This window comes from Tahibacter aquaticus (assembly GCF_004363655.1).
In the GTDB taxonomy this organism is placed as follows: domain Bacteria; phylum Pseudomonadota; class Gammaproteobacteria; order Xanthomonadales; family Rhodanobacteraceae; genus Tahibacter; species Tahibacter aquaticus.
The window spans coordinates 100,898-117,346 of record NZ_SNZH01000015.1 but is presented as its reverse complement, the minus strand read 5'-3'; the positions used below and the strand labels follow the sequence as shown (position 1 = coordinate 117,346).

Below are 16,449 nucleotides of genomic sequence, written 5' to 3'. Positions count from 1 at the left end.
ATCGCACCCTGCGAGCGCATGCCGCAGTATCTGCCCCAGCGTGGCTTGCGTAGGGCGCGATGAGCAACGCGAATTGCGGCCTACGCAAGCCGCTCGACCGCGCCGCCAGCCGCGGCCTACACTCACCGATCATTCCCGGCGCGGACGCATCGCCCATGCCACCGACTGCGAGCAGAGGCCTGCGCAAGAACTACGACGGCATTGCCCTGGTACTGCAGGGCGGTGGCGCCCTGGGCGCCTACCAGGCCGGCGTCTACGAAGAACTGCACAAAACCGAATACCAGCCCGACTGGATTGCCGGTGTCTCCATCGGCGCCATCAACGCCGCGCTGATTGCCGGCAACCCGCCCGAACACCGCCTGCAACGCCTGCACGACTTCTGGCAGCAGCTGTCTTCGCATCTGCCGCCACTGCTGGATAGCGACGGATTCCTGTCCAGTCTGTTCGGCGACATCGGCCACCGCTCGCGTTCGCAACTCAACCAGTTCAGCGCACTGTGGTCGGCCATGCTCGGCGTGCCTGGTTTCTACCAGCCACGCCTGCCGCCGGCCTGGCTGTATCCCGACGGTGACGCGTCGGCGCTGTCCCTGTACGACAACAGCGCGCTGCGGCAGACCCTGGAAACCTATGTCGATTTCGATCTGATCAATGCCAGGCGGGTGCGATTGTCCGTCGGCGCAGTGAATGTGCGCACTGGAAATTCCGTCTACTTTGACAATCATCACTGCCGCATAGGCCCGCAGCACATTCTCGCCTCAGGCGCCTTGCCGCCAGCCTTCGCTCCGGTGGAAATCGACGGCGAAGCCTATTGGGATGGCGGCATCGTCTCCAATACGCCGCTGCAATACCTGCTCGACGAGCGCGCCGGCAAAAGCCTGCTGGTACTGCAGGTCGACCTGTTTTCCGCCCGCGGTGCGCTGCCGCGCAATCTGACCGAAGTGGCGCAGCGCCAGAAAGACATCCTGTACTCCAGCCGCACGCGCTACAACAGCAGCATGGCCGCGCAGATCGCCAATACGCGCCAGGCCGCACGCAACCTGCTCGCACGCCTGCCGCAGGAACTGCGCGAAAACGCCGATTTCAAACTGCTCGACGCCGCGCTGGACAGTACCCGCGTCGACATCGTGCAGCTGATCTACCGGCAAAAGCCTTACGAGCTGGAATCCAAGGACTACGAGTTTTCCCGCACCTCCGTGAAGGAGCACTGGGAAGCCGGCCGGCGCGACATGTGCGACACGATCCAGCACCCGGAATGGCTGAAATCCTCGGGCCTGGACGACGGCGTCACGCTGTACGATCTGGCGCACCGGCCGCCAGTCTAGATCGCGGACGCTGCAGCGACGCGCCGCTGGCATTGCTCCGGCAATCGCGCCGGCTTTGCGGCAACCACTGGCCTTGTATCCAGCAGAATCAGGCCCAGCATGGATACCACGGCGCATTTCAGCGCCTTGCCGCCGGCGGACAGCCTCGCCATTCCTCCGCACGGCTCGGGTATCATTCGGCGAAAGGCTGATGCCGATCAACCTTGGGCGTGAAAGCAGCTGGTTCGCAGCCCAAGAAACTGAGTCGACCGCGGCCTTGTCGCGGTCCTGCTTTGGAAATGCCATGACCGCACCGCAAGAAGCTCAACCGCCCATCGTCCTTTCCACCACCGATGTGGCCCAGATCGAACGCCTGCTCGCCCTGCCCGCAGTGGAAAACCTGCCCGCCGCGATCCTGCTGGCCGACGAAATTGCCCGCGCCACCGTGCTACCGCCCGAACAGATGCCGGCCGACGTCGTCACGATGAACTCGACCGTGGTCTGCCTGGAAATGCACAGCGGCAAGGAACACCGCCTGACCCTGACCTATCCCGGCCAGGCCGATGCGTCCGCCGGCAAGATTTCGCTGCTCACGCCAATGGGTAGCGCACTGCTCGGCCTTGCCGTAGGCCAGGTCATCGACTGGCCCGGCCCCACCGAGCGGCGCCTGCGCGTGCAGGTCACGCAGATTGCCTGAGTCGCTACAGGCAGGCCCGAACCGGTACAGGCGGTTGCGCACGCGTTGCCGCCCTTCATCGCCGCCCGCGCCAATCGGGCCGTGCGCATCGTCCGCACGAATCGATAAATTTTAATCGTATATTTTGCACTATCTGTTGACTCCTGCGGTTTTCCCGGCCGCACGATGCAGCGCCGAGCTTCCACCATCATCAGGAACGCCAATGACCGTTTCGCTCTATACCGCCTCCGTCCCCGTATTCCAGCAGATGCTCGGTAGCCTCGGCGAACTGCTGGCCAAGGCACAGGTACATGCATCCGAGAAGAAGATCGAGCCGGCCGCACTGCTGCAGGCCCGCTTGTTTCCGGACATGTTTGCACTGGCGCGGCAAGTACAGATTGCCTGCGACTTTGCCCGCGGTGTCTCGGCACGCCTGGCCAATGTCGAAGTGCCCAAGAATGACGACAAGGAAGCGTCCTTCGAGGAATTGCAGGGCCTGATCGCACAGACCCAGACGTTTATCGCCGGCCTCGCGCCCAGCCAGTTCGATGGTGGCGAAGCACGCGAAATCGTCACGCGCCCCGGCACGCCGAAAGAGAAACGCTTCAGCGGCAGCGCCTACCTGCTGAGCTATGGCCTGCCGCAGTTCTTTTTCCACGTGACCACGGCTTACGCGCTGCTGCGCCACAACGGTGTGGAAATCGGCAAGCGCGATTACATGGGTCTGAAATAGGGCCAGATTTGGAATCGGGCCGGATCGGCAGAAGCGTGCCGGGGGTCTGAATTGACGCCTGACACGGGATTTGCCTCTACGGCGCGTGCATTAGGCGGGCGTCCGTTGTGCGAGCAACCGACGCGCCGGATTGGCCGCTGGGCCGCAGCCAGGCCGCCGAGGTAAGCCTGCCCGACTCCGGGCAGCCGACAGAAATCGCAGTTGCGGCGATAACGTCGTCCAGTACCGCTGGATCAGCGGCACATGGACGACATACGCACTCACTGTTGGCGCGGCGAAAATCAATACCGCCACAAAACTCCAAATACCCGGTTTCCTGAGTTCCAATCTCGCGTCCTCGCCGATTCCAAGATGACCCGACATCTGCTTTCCGGACGCGTGCCTTGCCAATGCGTCTGCCGTCACATCTACCGCCGCGTGCGAGCTCAGGTAGCACAGCGCACTCGTCGCGAGGTCGTACTCGCAGCCTATGCAGAAGGCAGCTGAAGAATTCCTGCATCCCGAAAGACAGTCGAGCCCATCTGACGCCGGCTTACCTCTACGTATTGCGCACCCAGAGCTCTGGATTTCCGATAGCGCGCTTGCTCAGGCAACAACCGCCCGATCCATCCCGGGGACGGCAACCCGGCAAAGCGGACCGTATCGGCAGCCCCGAATCCCGCCACTGCACGTCGAGTCCGACCCGCCACGAAAACTACGGCGTATCCGGCGTGGCCTCGTCGTCGCTGACGGTGGCGATTTCGACGAGTTTTCCGCTTTCGTCGACTTTGTAATAGCTGGTACACATTTCGGGCGCCGGGCCGACGAATTCGTTGGTGGCGGTAGCATCGGCGCGCACGTCGACCTGGAAATTGAAGGCGAAGTCCGGTGCCGCCTCGCCGCTGAGCATCTTGCGCATATCGGGCTGGCGCAGGTCGCTGATGGCCATTCGCAGGTTCATGCCCATCATGCGGAAGGTACGGTCCTTGCCGAAATAGGCGTGGCTGGCGCAGCGGCCCATGAGCTGTTCGCGGCGGAAGGTCGCACGCGTGCGGGAGCGGTTCCATTCCGGCGTCGGCGAAAACATGTCGCCGCGGATCACGCCGCGCATGTCGAAAAGCTTGCAGTGGAACATGTGGTCGAAATCGCCTTCGACCTTGCTTTCGTAGTCGCCCTGGTGGCAGCTGAGCCGGTACAAGGGCTCGCCATCGGCGGCGGGAATGACGAGGCCAACATGGGGGTATTTTTCCGTCACCGCAAAGCGCGCGTGCACTTCGCCTACGCCAGGCCACTGCGCGGCCAATGCCTGCACGGCGGCGCACAGACCGACCACCAGGCAGATACGCAATGCAGTCATTTTCATTCGCAAGGTCTCGGCAATCACGGTTTGGGCAAGGTGCCGCAGGGGCATTCCAGTTCGTCGGGGATGGTCAGGGTGACGCCCTGGATGCCGCCGTCCTTGGCCGCGCCCGGCAATTCCAACACCAGCAGATCCTTGCCGCCGTTCTTGAGTTTCTCGCGGTCGATCAGATGCTGCTGGAACTGGGTTGTGCTCAGACCCATGCTGTCGCGCGTGGCCTTGTCGTCCATCACATCACGCACGCGGCCGAAGCTGGTGCCATCGGCGAACACGCCGGAAATCTGGTCGATGTACGGCCGCATGGCGGACTTGGTCAAGCCGAACTGGTTGGGAATCACGACTGCCGCGTCATTGGTGATGCCGTAGCGCTCCAGGTTGGAAGGGCCGGTATCGAACCCGCCGCCCTTGCCGATATGGCGCGAGTTGCCTTTCAGCACACGCGCCGTGCCAACGCATTCCTTGAGCCCCAGCGGATCGACAGCGTAGGTAGGCCGGCCGGCGGAATAACGGTAACTGTTGATATTTCCCGAAAGTCCCAATGGGTCCTGGCTCAGGTACCGCCCCAGCACGGGGTCGTAGTAGCGGTGCCGGTTGTAGTGGAGACCGGACTCCTCGTCCTGCCATTGACCCTGGAAGCGCAGCGGCTGGTCGGACTCGCCCGTTGGCTCGCGCACGGCCTGCCAGTCGCCGGGCCTGGCCTGCCACAGGCTGCGGCCTTCGCTGTCGCTCAGGCGCAGCGGCGTGCCCAGGTGATCGGTATGAAAGAACGCGACCTGCTGCGCCTGCAGCCGAGGGCGCAGTTCCGCCGGCAAGTCCTGCGCCGCGGCACCGATCAGCGCTAGCAATTCGCCCAGGGCCGCCGGGGCGGGTTCGCCTTCCTTGGTGGCCATCAGCGGCTGCTGCAGGCGCAGCAGCGGCACAAAGCTGCCGGGCTCGTAGACCGTCGTGCGTTGCTGCTGCGCCGTGTGTTCGGCCACCAGACGATCGCCGTCCCACCCGTAGCGCGTGGATTCCTCGCGGCCGGCCACCATGACACGCTTGGACACGCGACGACCCAGCGCGTCGTAGGCATAGTGCGCCGTACAGGCGCTGCCATCGGCCGCTTGTCGCTGCAGTTCGACCAGGCGTTGCAGCGCGTCATAGCGCAGCTGCAGGTATCCGCCATCGGGCGACTGGCGCTCGATCAGGTTGCCGGCCGCGTCGTAGCGATACTGCAGTCCGTCGAAACTGCCGATGCGATTGTCCGGCCAGCACGCAACCGGCTCCAATCGCGGACCCTCACGCTGGCCCAGCAGATTGAACGCGGCATCGGGCAGGTTGTCCTGTACGGTTCCGGCCCAGTCTTCGCGTGCGGCCTGTAGCGTGGGCTGACCCAGGCGATTGCCGGCCGGATCGAAGCGGTATTCGCACTTCTGGCCGTCGTGATCGCTGCCGACCAAGCGACCGGCCATGTCGTACGCGTAGGCGATGCGGCCGTGCAGGTCCGTGATACCGCTGAGGCGGCCTTGGGCATCGTAGGCATAGTCGCGTCCCGTCGCCGTGCCGCTGGCCGGCACTTCGCGGGCCCGCTTCAGACGTCCGCCCGCGTCGTAGTCGCGGGTCGCGTGGAAGGCGCTGCGGCGTTGGCCCTGGGCTTCGTCCTGCCACCAGGCATGGCGCGCGGTTTCCCGGTGCAGCGGATCGCGCTCGAACTCCAGCGCAAGCGCGTCCACGCGCAGACCTTGCAGATGGCCGGGGCCGTAGGTCTGCCAATGGATCGCCGGCGCCTGGCCGTAGTGCGTGCTCTGCGCGCGGCCACGCGCGTCGACGTGCTGGCGCACCGTATACCGCCAGCCGTCGGCGTGGCGCTGAGTCTCTCCGATGCGGCGACCGCTTTCGTCGTAGTCGAAACGGACCTCGGCCTGCGTATTGCACGCGGCTTCGAGCTGGCCGTCGCGGCGCCAGGCAAAACGTTCGACTTCCAACGGCGGCGCACCCGGCGGCGGAAAACGCCAGTCCGCCGCATCGGCAACGGCATGGATCTCCCGTGCGATCACGCGGCCGGCCAGGTCATAGCGCAGATGCAATGCCTGTCCACCCTCTTCGGCTGCCAGCAACCGGTCCACCGCATCGTAGTGATAGCGCTGGCGGCGGCCGTCGAAGCCCGTTTCCTCGATGAGCCGGTCGCCGATGTCGTAGGCAAACCTGCAATAGGCACCATTCTCATTTTGCAGCGCAACCAGCCGCCCAGCCCGGTCGTACTCCAGGCGCTGCTCGCGCCCGAGCGCGTCGATGCGCGCGACGGGCCGGTCGAAGCGGTCCCACTGCGTGCGCCAGCAGGCCCCATCCGGCGCCGTTACCGCGACCTGGCGACCCAGCGCATCGTGCGTGAGCCGGTATTGCGCGCCGTCCGCCTCGGTAACGGCGCAGCGCAGGCCGTTGCCGTCGTAGTGCTGGCGGCTGCGCCGGCCCAGCGCGTCGATGCTCTCGACCAGGCGGCCTTCGTCGTCGTAGCGCCACTGCGTGACGTTGCCGGAACAGTCCGTATGACTGGCGAGCAGGCCCAGCGCGTTCCAGCTTTGCCGACGGACCGCACCTTCGGCATCGGTGATGGCGGTGACACGATCCGGCCAGCGTTCGTCCTCGTAGGCGTAGTGCACGGTTTCTCCGTGCAGCAGATTGGCTGCGATGACCCGCCCGCGTGCATCGCGTGCGATCGTGATCACACCGGCCGGGCCTTCGCGGCGCACCAGCAGGCCGCGCGCGTCCAGCGTGGATTGCCAGCTGCGCCCGTCCGGCACGGTGGCACCGACGACACGGCCCTGGGCGTCGCGGCGCAGATAGGTGTGCTGGCCCAGCGCGTCCGTGCTTCGCACGCGGCGGCCGAAGCCGTCGTACGCGAAGCGCGTGATGCTGCCGTCGGCACGTTCGTGCGCGCTCCAGCGGCGCGCATCGCCTTCGCCCTCGAACCAGTAGCGCTCGCTGCGCCCAAGGCTGTCGCGCACTTCCGTGTGATCGGCGTGGTAGTCGTAGTAGCGGCTGAGTCCCTCGGCTTCGTGCTGCTCGCTGACGCGGCCCTGCGCGTCCCAAACGTAGCTCACGGCCATGCCCCCGGGCTGGCCGTGCGCGCTCATGCGCTGCGCTTCCCAGCCGAAGGTACGCACTACGGCGCCGTCGCGCCGGCGTACGGCGACGAGCTGGCCCAGCGCGTCGTAGTCGTAGCGCACCAGCCAGTCGGTGTCGTTGCGCGCCGGATCGAAATCCTGCGGCAGCGGTCCCTGGCGGTTGGCCAGCACGACGCCGACCAGGCGCAGGCCAGCGTCGGCTTCATCGTCCACAGGTATCCGCGTATACACCAACGCATAACAGCGCCCGGCGCTGTCGTGGATTTCACCGACCACGCTTAATTCGCCCCAGACGAAGCGCGTGGCGTAGCCGAAGCTCGTCGCCATGTCCTGCAGCCGCCACATCGCACCCTGGGGCGTGAAGCGCAACCAGCCTTCGCCGCTGAGCAGGAACGCCGATTGCGCATCGGCCTGCAGTGCAGCGGGCACGTCGGCCCAGCGCCCTTGCCAGGGCTCGGCGCCGCCACCGCGGCGCAGCCAGATCTGTTCGCTGGCCGAATAGCGCTCCTCGCCCGGCGACAACGGGCCGAAGCGGATGGACCGTCCCTGCGCGTCGACCAGTTCCGTCGCGGTTTCGCCCAGTTGCAGCGAAACGCTGTCCACCGGCGTGGTCCAGCCGCGGCCCAGCACGCCGATGCGCCGGTCGCTGGACGCATAGCTACGCGCGAACGCAAAGGTCGACGGCGCCGCGAGGGCGAAATCTTCCTCCGGTGGCAGCAGCTTCACGCCGAGCAGCGGATTCACCGGATTACCGGCCGCGGGCTCGCACAACTTGTTGGTCTGCGCCTGGCCTTCGGCCTCGCTGCCGATCTTCACGTTCGGCGAACCGCTGACGACCTTGCCGCCGCCGGCCTTGTCCTCGACGCGCGCCGCGGGTTTTCCGGTCATGGGCCGACTCCTTGCGTTGCCGTGCCGGCAGCGGTGCGCCTCATGGCGTTTCCCCGGCCAGGACCTGTAGTGCGTTCATCTCCCGCTCCATCGCGGCAAAGGTTTCGCGCTGCGCGCGCGAGGTCTGCGGCAGCGGCAACAGTTTCTCTTTCGCATAATCCACTTGTTTACGATACGACTGCAGCAGCGCCTGCGCGGACACATGCGGCAATGGGGGATCCTGCACCAGCCATTCGCCCTTGCGCAGCAGCACGCGGTAGCGCACGCGCTCGCTGGCGCTGGCCGCGCGGACGAAACGACGTCCGCCCACGCCCTGCCCTTGCGTGGTCGCGACCACGCTGAAATCCACCGGCACGACAACCACAGCTCCGTCGGATTCGGCCACACCCAGTTCATAGCGGCTGACCACGACCAGTGCATCGCCGACCAGCGAAAACACCTGACCGTCCAACGCATCCGGATCTTCACCGCTGGCCGTGCGCGGTCGCTGTGTTGCCGGCACGATCAGCGCGAGGCTCGCGCGCAGGTCTTCGGCGCCGGCGAACTCGCCAGCCACGAACTCACGCACGCGCTCAACCGCTGCGGATGGGGCTTCTGCGGCCATGGCTCCGGCCGCGGGCAACAGCGCGGCGGCCAGCATCAGCAGGCCGCGACAGAGGCCGCGAAAAGGCGTGCCACCGGCAATCGACGGTTTCATTTCTTCGCGCATTCCGTGCAGCCTTCGGGTTTGTCGTAGCGGTACCAGGTCACGTCGCCCTTGGGCTTGGTCCACCAGCTGATCGGCACGGCGCTGAACGGTTTGCTGCCGTTGCGCGCGGACAACGCGTTGGCGTCCTTGGGCGCGCCTTCGATGGTCGCTGCGTTGGCGTCGTAGATCAGCATATGCCCGTCCCACCAACCCACGTCACCCTGTTGCGGGATGCCGTCGGTCACTTTCTTGAAACGTGGATTATTCGGAAACGACGATGAGGACGCGTAGTCGTAGTCGAAACCGGCTTCCTTGTAGATCTGCCAAGTCGAGCCCGAACAATCCGCCTTGTCGCGGCTGGATTTCGGGCCGCCGCCGTTGTAGTACGGCACGCCGATCCATTCGCGCGCCTTGTCGACGACCTGCTGGCCTTCGGCCGGTGTGAGCAGCACCAATCCCAAAGGATCGAGATAGCGGTGCGGGCTGGAGTCGACGTAGGCATACGGATTGAGGCCGCCGGCCAGGCCGCTGGGATCCTGGCTGATGTAGCGCCCTAGGCGTGGGTCGTAGTAGCGATGGCGGTTGTAGTACAGGCCGGATTCCGCGTCGTGCCACTGCCCCTGGAAACGGATGGGTTGGTCGGTATCGCCGGTTTCGCTGCCGACCGCGCGCCAGACATCGGCCGTGGCCTGCCAGCACACCGCACCGGAAACATCCACGAGACGCTGCGGCGTGCCCAGGTGATCGGCCTGGAAAAAACGGATGCGCGGCGCCTGCCGCAGTTCGCGCAATTCCGGCGGCAAACCGTCGAGGCCGGCCAGCAATGCCTGCATCTGCGTGGCTGCCGCTACGTCCTCGCCGTCGTCGTCGTCGGCGAGGCTCTGTTCGATGCGCGCCAGCGGCACGAAGCCGTGCGGCTCGTAGACGATGGTGCGGCGCTGCGCGCCGGTTTCCTCGGCCACGAGACGGTCGCCGTCCCAGCCGTAGCGGGTGATGGTTTCCTGCGCGCCATCGCGGACTTTCTTGCGGATGCGCCGCGACAGCGGGTCGTACGCATACCAGGCCTCGATGCGGCGGCCACCCGGCCAGGTGCGCAGAAGATGGACCAGGCGATGCGCCGGATCGTAGTCCAGGCGCAGGCGTTCGCCGTCGGCGCAGAGACGTTCGACCAGGTTGCCGGCGGCATCGAAGCGGTCGCAGATGTCATCGAAATCGGTGATGCGGTTGTCCGGCCACGCGGCCGCGTGTTCGCTCAGGCGGCCGTCCTGAGTAGCCAGCAGGTTGAACGCGGCATTGCCGCTGTTGGCCTGTACCGTGGCCGTCCAGTCTTCGTCCGCGCGCGGCAGGCGGCGCGTCAGGTCCAGCCGGTTGCCGGCCGGGTCATAGTGGAAATTGTCTTTTTTTCCGGAAAGGTGGCTCTCGGCCAGGCGGCCTGCCGGATCGCAGGCAAAGCTCGCCAGCACCTGATCGCCGCTGCGGATTTCGCTGAGCCAGCCGTGCCCGTCGTAGACGTGGCGCAGGTCTTGCGCTTCGCTGCCGCGCAACAGGCTGCGCTGGCGGGCGAGCCGGCCCTGCGCATCGTATTCGCGCATCGCCTGCAGCAGCGGTGCGCCGGCCTGCCCGTCCGCGTCGATCGCCCAGATACTGCGCGCGCTTTCCCGGTGCAGCGGATCGCGTTCCAGATCCAGCGCGAGGCCGCCCAGGCGCAGGCCGTGCACATGGCCCGAACCGTAGCTGCGCCATTCCACCGCCGGTGCGAGATCGTACTGCGAGGACTGCAACAGGCCACCGGCGTCGTGCACATGCACGACGCTGTAGCGCCAGCCGTCCGCGTGCAGCTGGGTTTCGTGGATGCGCCGGCCGGCGGCGTCGTGGACGATGTTTATTTCGGCGCTTTCGTTCGCCGCGCATTGCAGCTGTCCGGCCGCATCCCAGGCGTATGTTTCGCGCGATACCGACACATCGCCGGCGCGGTTGTCGCAGGCGATGACGCGGCCAGCCTCGTCGCGTTCCAGCCGCATCGACGCGCCGGCTTCATCGCAGGCGATGAGTTCGCCGGCCTGGTTGTAGCGGTATTCCTGCGTGCGGCCATCGAAGCCGGTTTCGCGTACGAGCCGGTCCAACGCGTCGTAGGCGAAGCGGCAGCAGGTGCCGTTCTCGTTGCGCAGACCGATCAGGCGGCCGGCGGGGTCGTAGTCGAAGTGGCGCTCGCGCCCGGCCGGATCGACGGCGCGCACCAAGCGACCGAGTTCGTCCCATGCATGCCGGATCGCGCTCGTGCCGCTGCCAAAGCGGATGCGCCGGCCGGCTGCGTCGTAGGCGAATTCGTAGCGCGTGCCGTCCGGCAGGACGGTGGCGGTATGCCGCCCACGCCGGTCGTAGGCGTAGCGCGTGACTTGGCCCAGCGCGTCGGTCTTGCCGAGCAGCTGGCCTTCGGCGTCGTAGTTCCACTGCGTTGCATGGCCGGAGCAATCCACGTAGCGGCTCAGCTGCCCCAGCGCCGTCCATTCCTGCTGGCGCCGCCTGCCGGCGGCGTCGACGGTCGCGGTCACGCGATCGGGCAGCCGCGCGTCGCCGTATTCGTAGCGTGTGAGCGCGCCGTCGGCCTCGGTGGCGGCGCGGATGCGGCCGAGTTCGTCGCGGTCGAAGCGGCGGCGGCGGCCGTCGCTGCTTTCGACGCTGACGGCCAGACCATCGGCATCGAGGTCCGCATGCCAGCTGGCCGCGGCAGCGCCGCTTTCGCCGATGATGCGGCCTTCACCGTCGCGGCGCAGGAATTGCTCGCGCCCGAGCGCATCGGTGCTGCGCACCTGGCGGCCCAGCGTGTCGTAGCCGAATTCGAGGCGGCTGCCGTCGGCGCGCTCGTGCGCTGTCCAGCGCAGCGCGCCGCCTTCGCCGCGGAAGTGGTAGCGCTCGCGCCGGCCCAGGCTGTCTTCCACCTCGGTGTGATCGGCGCGGTAGTGGAAGCGGCGCAGCAGGCCGCCGGTTTCCGCCTGCTCGATCACGCGTCCCTGCGCATCCCAGCGGTAGCGGATTTCCGGCCCACTCGGCAGGCTGTGCGCGACCAGCCGATGTGCTTCCCAGGCGAAGCGGCGCACGATTTCGCCGGCCCGATCACGCACGGCGATGAGATCGCCGGCCTCGCTGTAGTCGTAGCGCACGCGCCAGTCCACATCGTTGCGCGCGGGATCGAAATTCTGCGCGGCCGCGTCGCCGCCGGCGGCCAGCGCGACGCCAAGCAGGCGGAGACCGCGGTCGCTGGCGACGATCGGCGCGAAGCGTCCGTAGACCAGCACGTAGCAGCGGCCGGCGCTATCGTGGATGGTGGAGACCACATCCAGCTCGCTCCAGCCGAAGCGCGTGCAATAGCCGTAGCGGTTCGCGATTTCGCCGAGGCGCCAGCCGCTGCGGTCGCGGCGGAAGGCCATGACACCGCCGCTGCTGCGCACGAATACGGTGTTTGGATCCTCGCGCAGCGCAGCGGCGCCTGCAGCCCAGGGGCCATCCCAGTTCTGCGCTGCAGCGCCGCCGCGGCGAATCCAGATCTGCTCACTGGGCGAGTAGCGTTCCTGCCCCGGCTGCAGCACACCGAACTGGATACGCCGGCCCTGGCCGTCGATGAAGATCGTCGCATCGTCGTCCAACTGCAGGCCGAAGCCATCGCCGGGTATGGACCAGCCCTGGCCGAGCACGCCGATGCGTTCGTCGCTGGACAGGTAGCTGCGCGCAAATTGGAACGAGAGCGGCGCCGGCAGGGCGACGTCCACCTCGCTGCGCAGGATCTTCACGCCCAGCAGCGGATTGACCGGCCCGCCCACCGCCGGCGTGCAGGCCAGCGGCTTGTCCGCCTGGCCTTCGCTGCTGCCGATGAAGATCGTCGCCGCGCCGCTCATGATGTTGCCGCCGGCGACGGAATCGCCCAGGCGTGCCGCTGGCTTGCCGCTCATGACTTGTCCTTGTCCGGCGCGGCAGCCGGATAGCGGCAGCCGTCCAGCTCCAGCGCCACCGTGTATGTGTAGTTCTCCACTTCAGCGCTCTGCCAGAAGTTGCTGAACGCAAAGATGCGCGCGGCTTCGCAGCGGATCAGCAGCGTGTGCGCGTCGCGCCAGTGCAGGCTGATGCCGGCCGCCTTGTCGGCGCGTAGGCTGGCTGTGGCGAAGCGGGTCGAACCGGCCGGCACCAAGTGGATTTCATAGGCCTGGCCGACGGTCGCGTCCGTTGCCAGCTCCGCGAGCACGGCATCGACCTTGCCACCGGGCGCGGCGACGCGGGCCTGTTCCTTCAGCGCGACGGCCGTGGAATCGGTGCAGGCTGCAAGCGCCAGCAGGGCCAGCAGCAGCGCGGCTCGCGCGATGTGGAAAGAGGTACGAATCTGCATCATGGCGCCTTGTGGCAACCGCAATCGAAATAATCCATGCCCTGCTTGATCATGGCCTGGTCGGCCGGATCGTCACCGTAGGGCGCGGTGCCGCCTATGCACATGGCCGTCGAACCGGGGGTACCCCAGCCCGGCAGGGAGGTGCCTGCGGCGACCTGGGCGCGGCCGGCCTGGCACAGCAGCATCTCGTTGCCGAAGCCGGTGGCGCGGCCGGTGGCGCCGTAGTTGAAGTTTCCGAAGTCCTGGTATTGCGCGCCCTGCTGCTTGTAGTCCCACGGCCCCTTGTTCTTTACCGCGTTGCGGAAGCCGAGCGGCCACATGCCGGAGGCGTCCGCGATGTTCTTCTTCAGGTCGACGCCCGGCGGCATGGCTGGAATGGCGGAACAATTGCAATTCAGTTTGGGCGGCGCCTGCGTCATGTGTTTCATTGCCGCGATGGTGACCGCGGCAGTTTCCAGGCCCAGCGGATCCACCGCGTGCAGCGGGCTGTTGTCGGCGTAGGCGTAGGCGTGCAGGCCGCCGCTGACGCCGAGGGGATCCTGGCTCACGTAGCGGCCCAGCGCCGGGTCGTAGTAGCGGTGCCGGTTGTAGCAGAGGCCGGATTCGTCGTCCTGCCACTGGCCCTGGAAGCGCAAGGGCTGGTCGGCGCTGCCGGATTCCGCACGCAGCGCCTGCCAGTCGTCGGGACTGGCCTGCCACAGGGTGCGGCCGTCGCGCCCGCTTAGGCGCAGCGGCGTACCGAGGTGATCGTTGTGGAAAAATGCAATCTGCTGCACAGCCTCGCGCGGCCGCAGTTCGGCCGGCAATTGCTGCGCCGCCGCACCGAGCAGCGCACGCAGTTCCTGCAGCACGCCCTCGGGCACGTCGTCGTCGGACCCGGGTGCCAGGTCGCGCTGCAGGCGCAGCAGCGGCACGAAGCTGCCGGGTTCGTAGATCGTCGTGCGTTCGTACTCCGCGCTGCGTTCGGCGACGAGGCGGTCGCCGTCCCAGCCATAGCGTGTCAGCTCGGTCGTGTCGCCGTTCTGCACGCGCTTGGCGATGCGGCGGCCGAACACGTCGTAGCGGTACAGCGCGCTGAGGCGCAGGCCGCCGGCATCGCTGCGGCGGATTTCGACCAGGCGCTGCTGCACGTCGTGGCGCAGCAGCAGGTGGTCACCTTCCGGCGTGCGCCGTTCGGCCAGGTTGCCGGCTGCGTCGTAGCGGTAGTCGATGCCTTCGAAGTGGCGGATACGGTTGTCCGGCCAGCACTGCGCCGCGGCGGACGCCGCTGCTTCGCCTTCGCCCAGCACGTTGAAGGCTACGTCCGGCAATTTTTCCTGCACGGTTTCGGCCCAGTCCATGCGCGCGGCGCGGCGCTGCCGCAGCCCGAGGCGATTGCCGGCCGGATCGAAGCGGTACTGCCGTTCGTCTTCGCCATGCCTGCTGCCGACCAGCCGGCCGGCGCAGTCGTAGACGTAGGCGATCGCCTGGGCATCGGCCTGTATGCCGACGAGGCGGCCTTGGGCGTCATGGCGGTATTCGCGCTGCAGTGCTGCACCGACGGACGGCACCTCGCGTGCGCGGCGCAGGCGGCCCGCGGCATCGTAGTCGCGTGTGGCATGGAACACGCTATGGCGCAGGCTCTGGGCTTCGTCCTGCCACCAGGCGTGGCGAGCGGTTTCCCGATGCAGCGGATCGCGCTCGAACTCCAGCGCCAGATCGGCCACGCGCAGGCCTTGCAGATGGCCGGGACCGTAGCTTTGCCAGTTCACCACGGGCGCCTGGCCGTAGTGTGTGCTCTGCGGGCGGCCGCGCGCGTCGGCGAGCTGGCGCACGCTGTAGGTCCAGCCGTCCGCATGGCATTGCGTCTCGCCGATCGGACGGCCGGCTTCGTCGTAGTCCAGGCGTACCTCGCCTTCGGCATTCGCAGCGGATTCGAGCTGGCCGTCGCGACGCCAGACGTAGCGCTCCCAGGCCAGCGCGGTCGTGTCGGGCGGCAGCGTCTGCCAGTTTGCGGCATCGGCAACGGCGTGGATCTCACGTGCTACCACGCGCCCGGCCAGATCGTAGCGCAGGTGCAGCACGTGGCCGTTTTCCTCAGCGGCGAGCAACTGGCCGGCCGCATCGAAGTGGTAGCGCTGGCAGCGGCCGTCGAAGCCGGTTTCCTCGACCAGGCGATCAAGCACATCGTATACAAAGCGGCAGCACGCACCGTTCTCGTTTTGCAGCGACACCAGCCGTCCGGCCACGTCGTAGGCCAGGCATTGTTCACGGCCCAGCGGATCGGTGTGGCGCAGCGGCCTGCCGAAGCGGTTCCACTGCGTGCGCCAAGTGGCGCCGTCGGGCGCGATCATTTCGGTCTGCCGGCCCAATCCATCATGGACCAGCCGGTAATGCGCGCCGTCGGCGAGAACCAGCCCGCAGCGCAGCCCGTTGTCGTCGTACTGGTACTGCGTGCGCTGGCCGAGTGCGTCGACGGTTTCGACCAGCCGGCCTTCGTCGTCATGGCGCCATTGCGTGACGTGGCCAGAGCAGTCGGCATGGCTGGCCAATTGTCCCAGGGCGTTCCAGCTTTGCCGCTTGATGGCGCCGTCGGGATCGGTGATCGCCGTGACGCGGTCCGGCAGGCGGGCATCGTCATAGGCGTAGTGGAGGGTAGCGCCGTCGGGCAGGCTCATGGTCGTGGCGCGGCCGCGCGCATCGCGCGTGATGGTGACCACGCCGGCCTGGCTATCGCCGTGCAGCAGTTGGCCGCGTTCGTCCAGGCCGACCTGCCAACTGAGCCCGTCCGCGACCGCACCGCCGACGACGCGGCCCTGGGCATCGCGGCGTTCGTGAGTCGTCCGGCCCAGCGCGTCGGTGGTTCGCACGCGGCGGCCGAAACCATCGTAGGCGAAGCGGATGATGCTGCCGTCGGCACGTTCGTGCGCACTCCAGCGGCGCGCGTCGCCTTCGCCCTCGAACCAGTAGCGCTCGCTGCGCCCAAGGCTGTCGCGCACTTCCGTGTGATCGGCGTGGTAATGGTAGTAGCGGCTGAGTCCTTCGGCTTCGTGCTGTTCGCTGACGCGGCCCTGCGCGTCCCAAACGTAGCTCACGGCCATGCCCCCGGGCTGGCCGTGCGCGCTCATGCGCTGTGCGTCCCAGCCGAAGGTACGCACGACGGCGCCGTCGCGCCGGCGTACGGCGACGAGCTGGCCCAGCGCGTCGTAGTCGTAGCGCACCAGCCAGTCGGTGTCGTTGCGCGCCGGATCGAAATCCTGCGGCAGCGGTCCCTGGCGGTTGGCCAGCACGACGCCGACCAGGCGCAGGCCAGCGTCGGCTTCATCGTCCACAGGTATCCGCGTATACACCAACGCATAGGCA

Annotated in this window: 9 protein-coding genes; 3 read left to right on the top strand and 6 right to left on the bottom strand. The window is 67.2% G+C overall.

Annotated elements, in window-relative coordinates; translation table 11 throughout:
- Positions 1-155: 155 nt before the first annotated feature.
- The 3 genes from DFR29_RS21525 to DFR29_RS21515 all read left to right on the top strand — a co-directional run bounded on the left by DFR29_RS21525 (position 156) and on the right by DFR29_RS21515 (position 2,710).
- Positions 156-1,322, top strand: a complete 1,167-nt coding sequence (locus tag DFR29_RS21525) for a patatin-like phospholipase family protein (protein ID WP_133820710.1) — start codon at positions 156-158, stop codon at positions 1,320-1,322.
- Positions 1,323-1,605: 283 nt separating this feature from the next.
- Positions 1,606-1,998: a nucleoside diphosphate kinase regulator gene (gene rnk / locus DFR29_RS21520; protein WP_133820709.1), complete on the top strand. Its 393-nt coding sequence runs from the start codon at positions 1,606-1,608 to the stop codon at positions 1,996-1,998.
- A 202-nt stretch (positions 1,999-2,200) separates the two neighbouring features.
- Entirely contained in the window at positions 2,201-2,710 is a 510-nt protein-coding gene (locus tag DFR29_RS21515) for a DUF1993 domain-containing protein (RefSeq protein WP_133820708.1), read from the top strand.
- A gap of 694 nt (positions 2,711-3,404) precedes the next feature.
- Here DFR29_RS21515 and DFR29_RS21510 read toward each other — a convergent pair.
- The 6 genes from DFR29_RS21510 to DFR29_RS21485 form a co-directional block, all read right to left on the bottom strand.
- A complete protein-coding gene (locus DFR29_RS21510; RefSeq protein ID WP_133820707.1) occupies positions 3,405-4,046 on the bottom strand; it encodes a hypothetical protein in 642 nt (213 codons plus the stop codon).
- 23 nt (positions 4,047-4,069) lie between these two features.
- Positions 4,070-8,041, bottom strand: a complete 3,972-nt coding sequence (locus DFR29_RS21505; RefSeq protein WP_133820706.1) for an RHS repeat-associated core domain-containing protein — start codon at positions 8,039-8,041, stop codon at positions 4,070-4,072.
- 40 nt (positions 8,042-8,081) lie between these two features.
- Positions 8,082-8,681: a hypothetical protein gene (locus tag DFR29_RS21500; RefSeq protein WP_133820705.1), complete on the bottom strand. Its 600-nt coding sequence runs from the start codon at positions 8,679-8,681 to the stop codon at positions 8,082-8,084.
- 53 nt (positions 8,682-8,734) lie between these two features.
- Complete coding sequence (locus DFR29_RS21495; RefSeq protein ID WP_133820704.1) at positions 8,735-12,676, bottom strand: RHS repeat-associated core domain-containing protein; 3,942 nt, start codon at positions 12,674-12,676, stop codon at positions 8,735-8,737.
- Complete coding sequence (locus DFR29_RS21490) at positions 12,673-13,110, bottom strand: hypothetical protein (protein ID WP_133820703.1); 438 nt, start codon at positions 13,108-13,110, stop codon at positions 12,673-12,675. Before DFR29_RS21490 ends, DFR29_RS21495 begins: the two co-directional genes overlap by 4 nt.
- The coding region (locus DFR29_RS21485; RefSeq protein ID WP_133820702.1) for an RHS repeat-associated core domain-containing protein at positions 13,107-16,449 on the bottom strand (3,343 nt) is incomplete at its 5' end. The genes DFR29_RS21485 and DFR29_RS21490, both read right to left, overlap by 4 nt.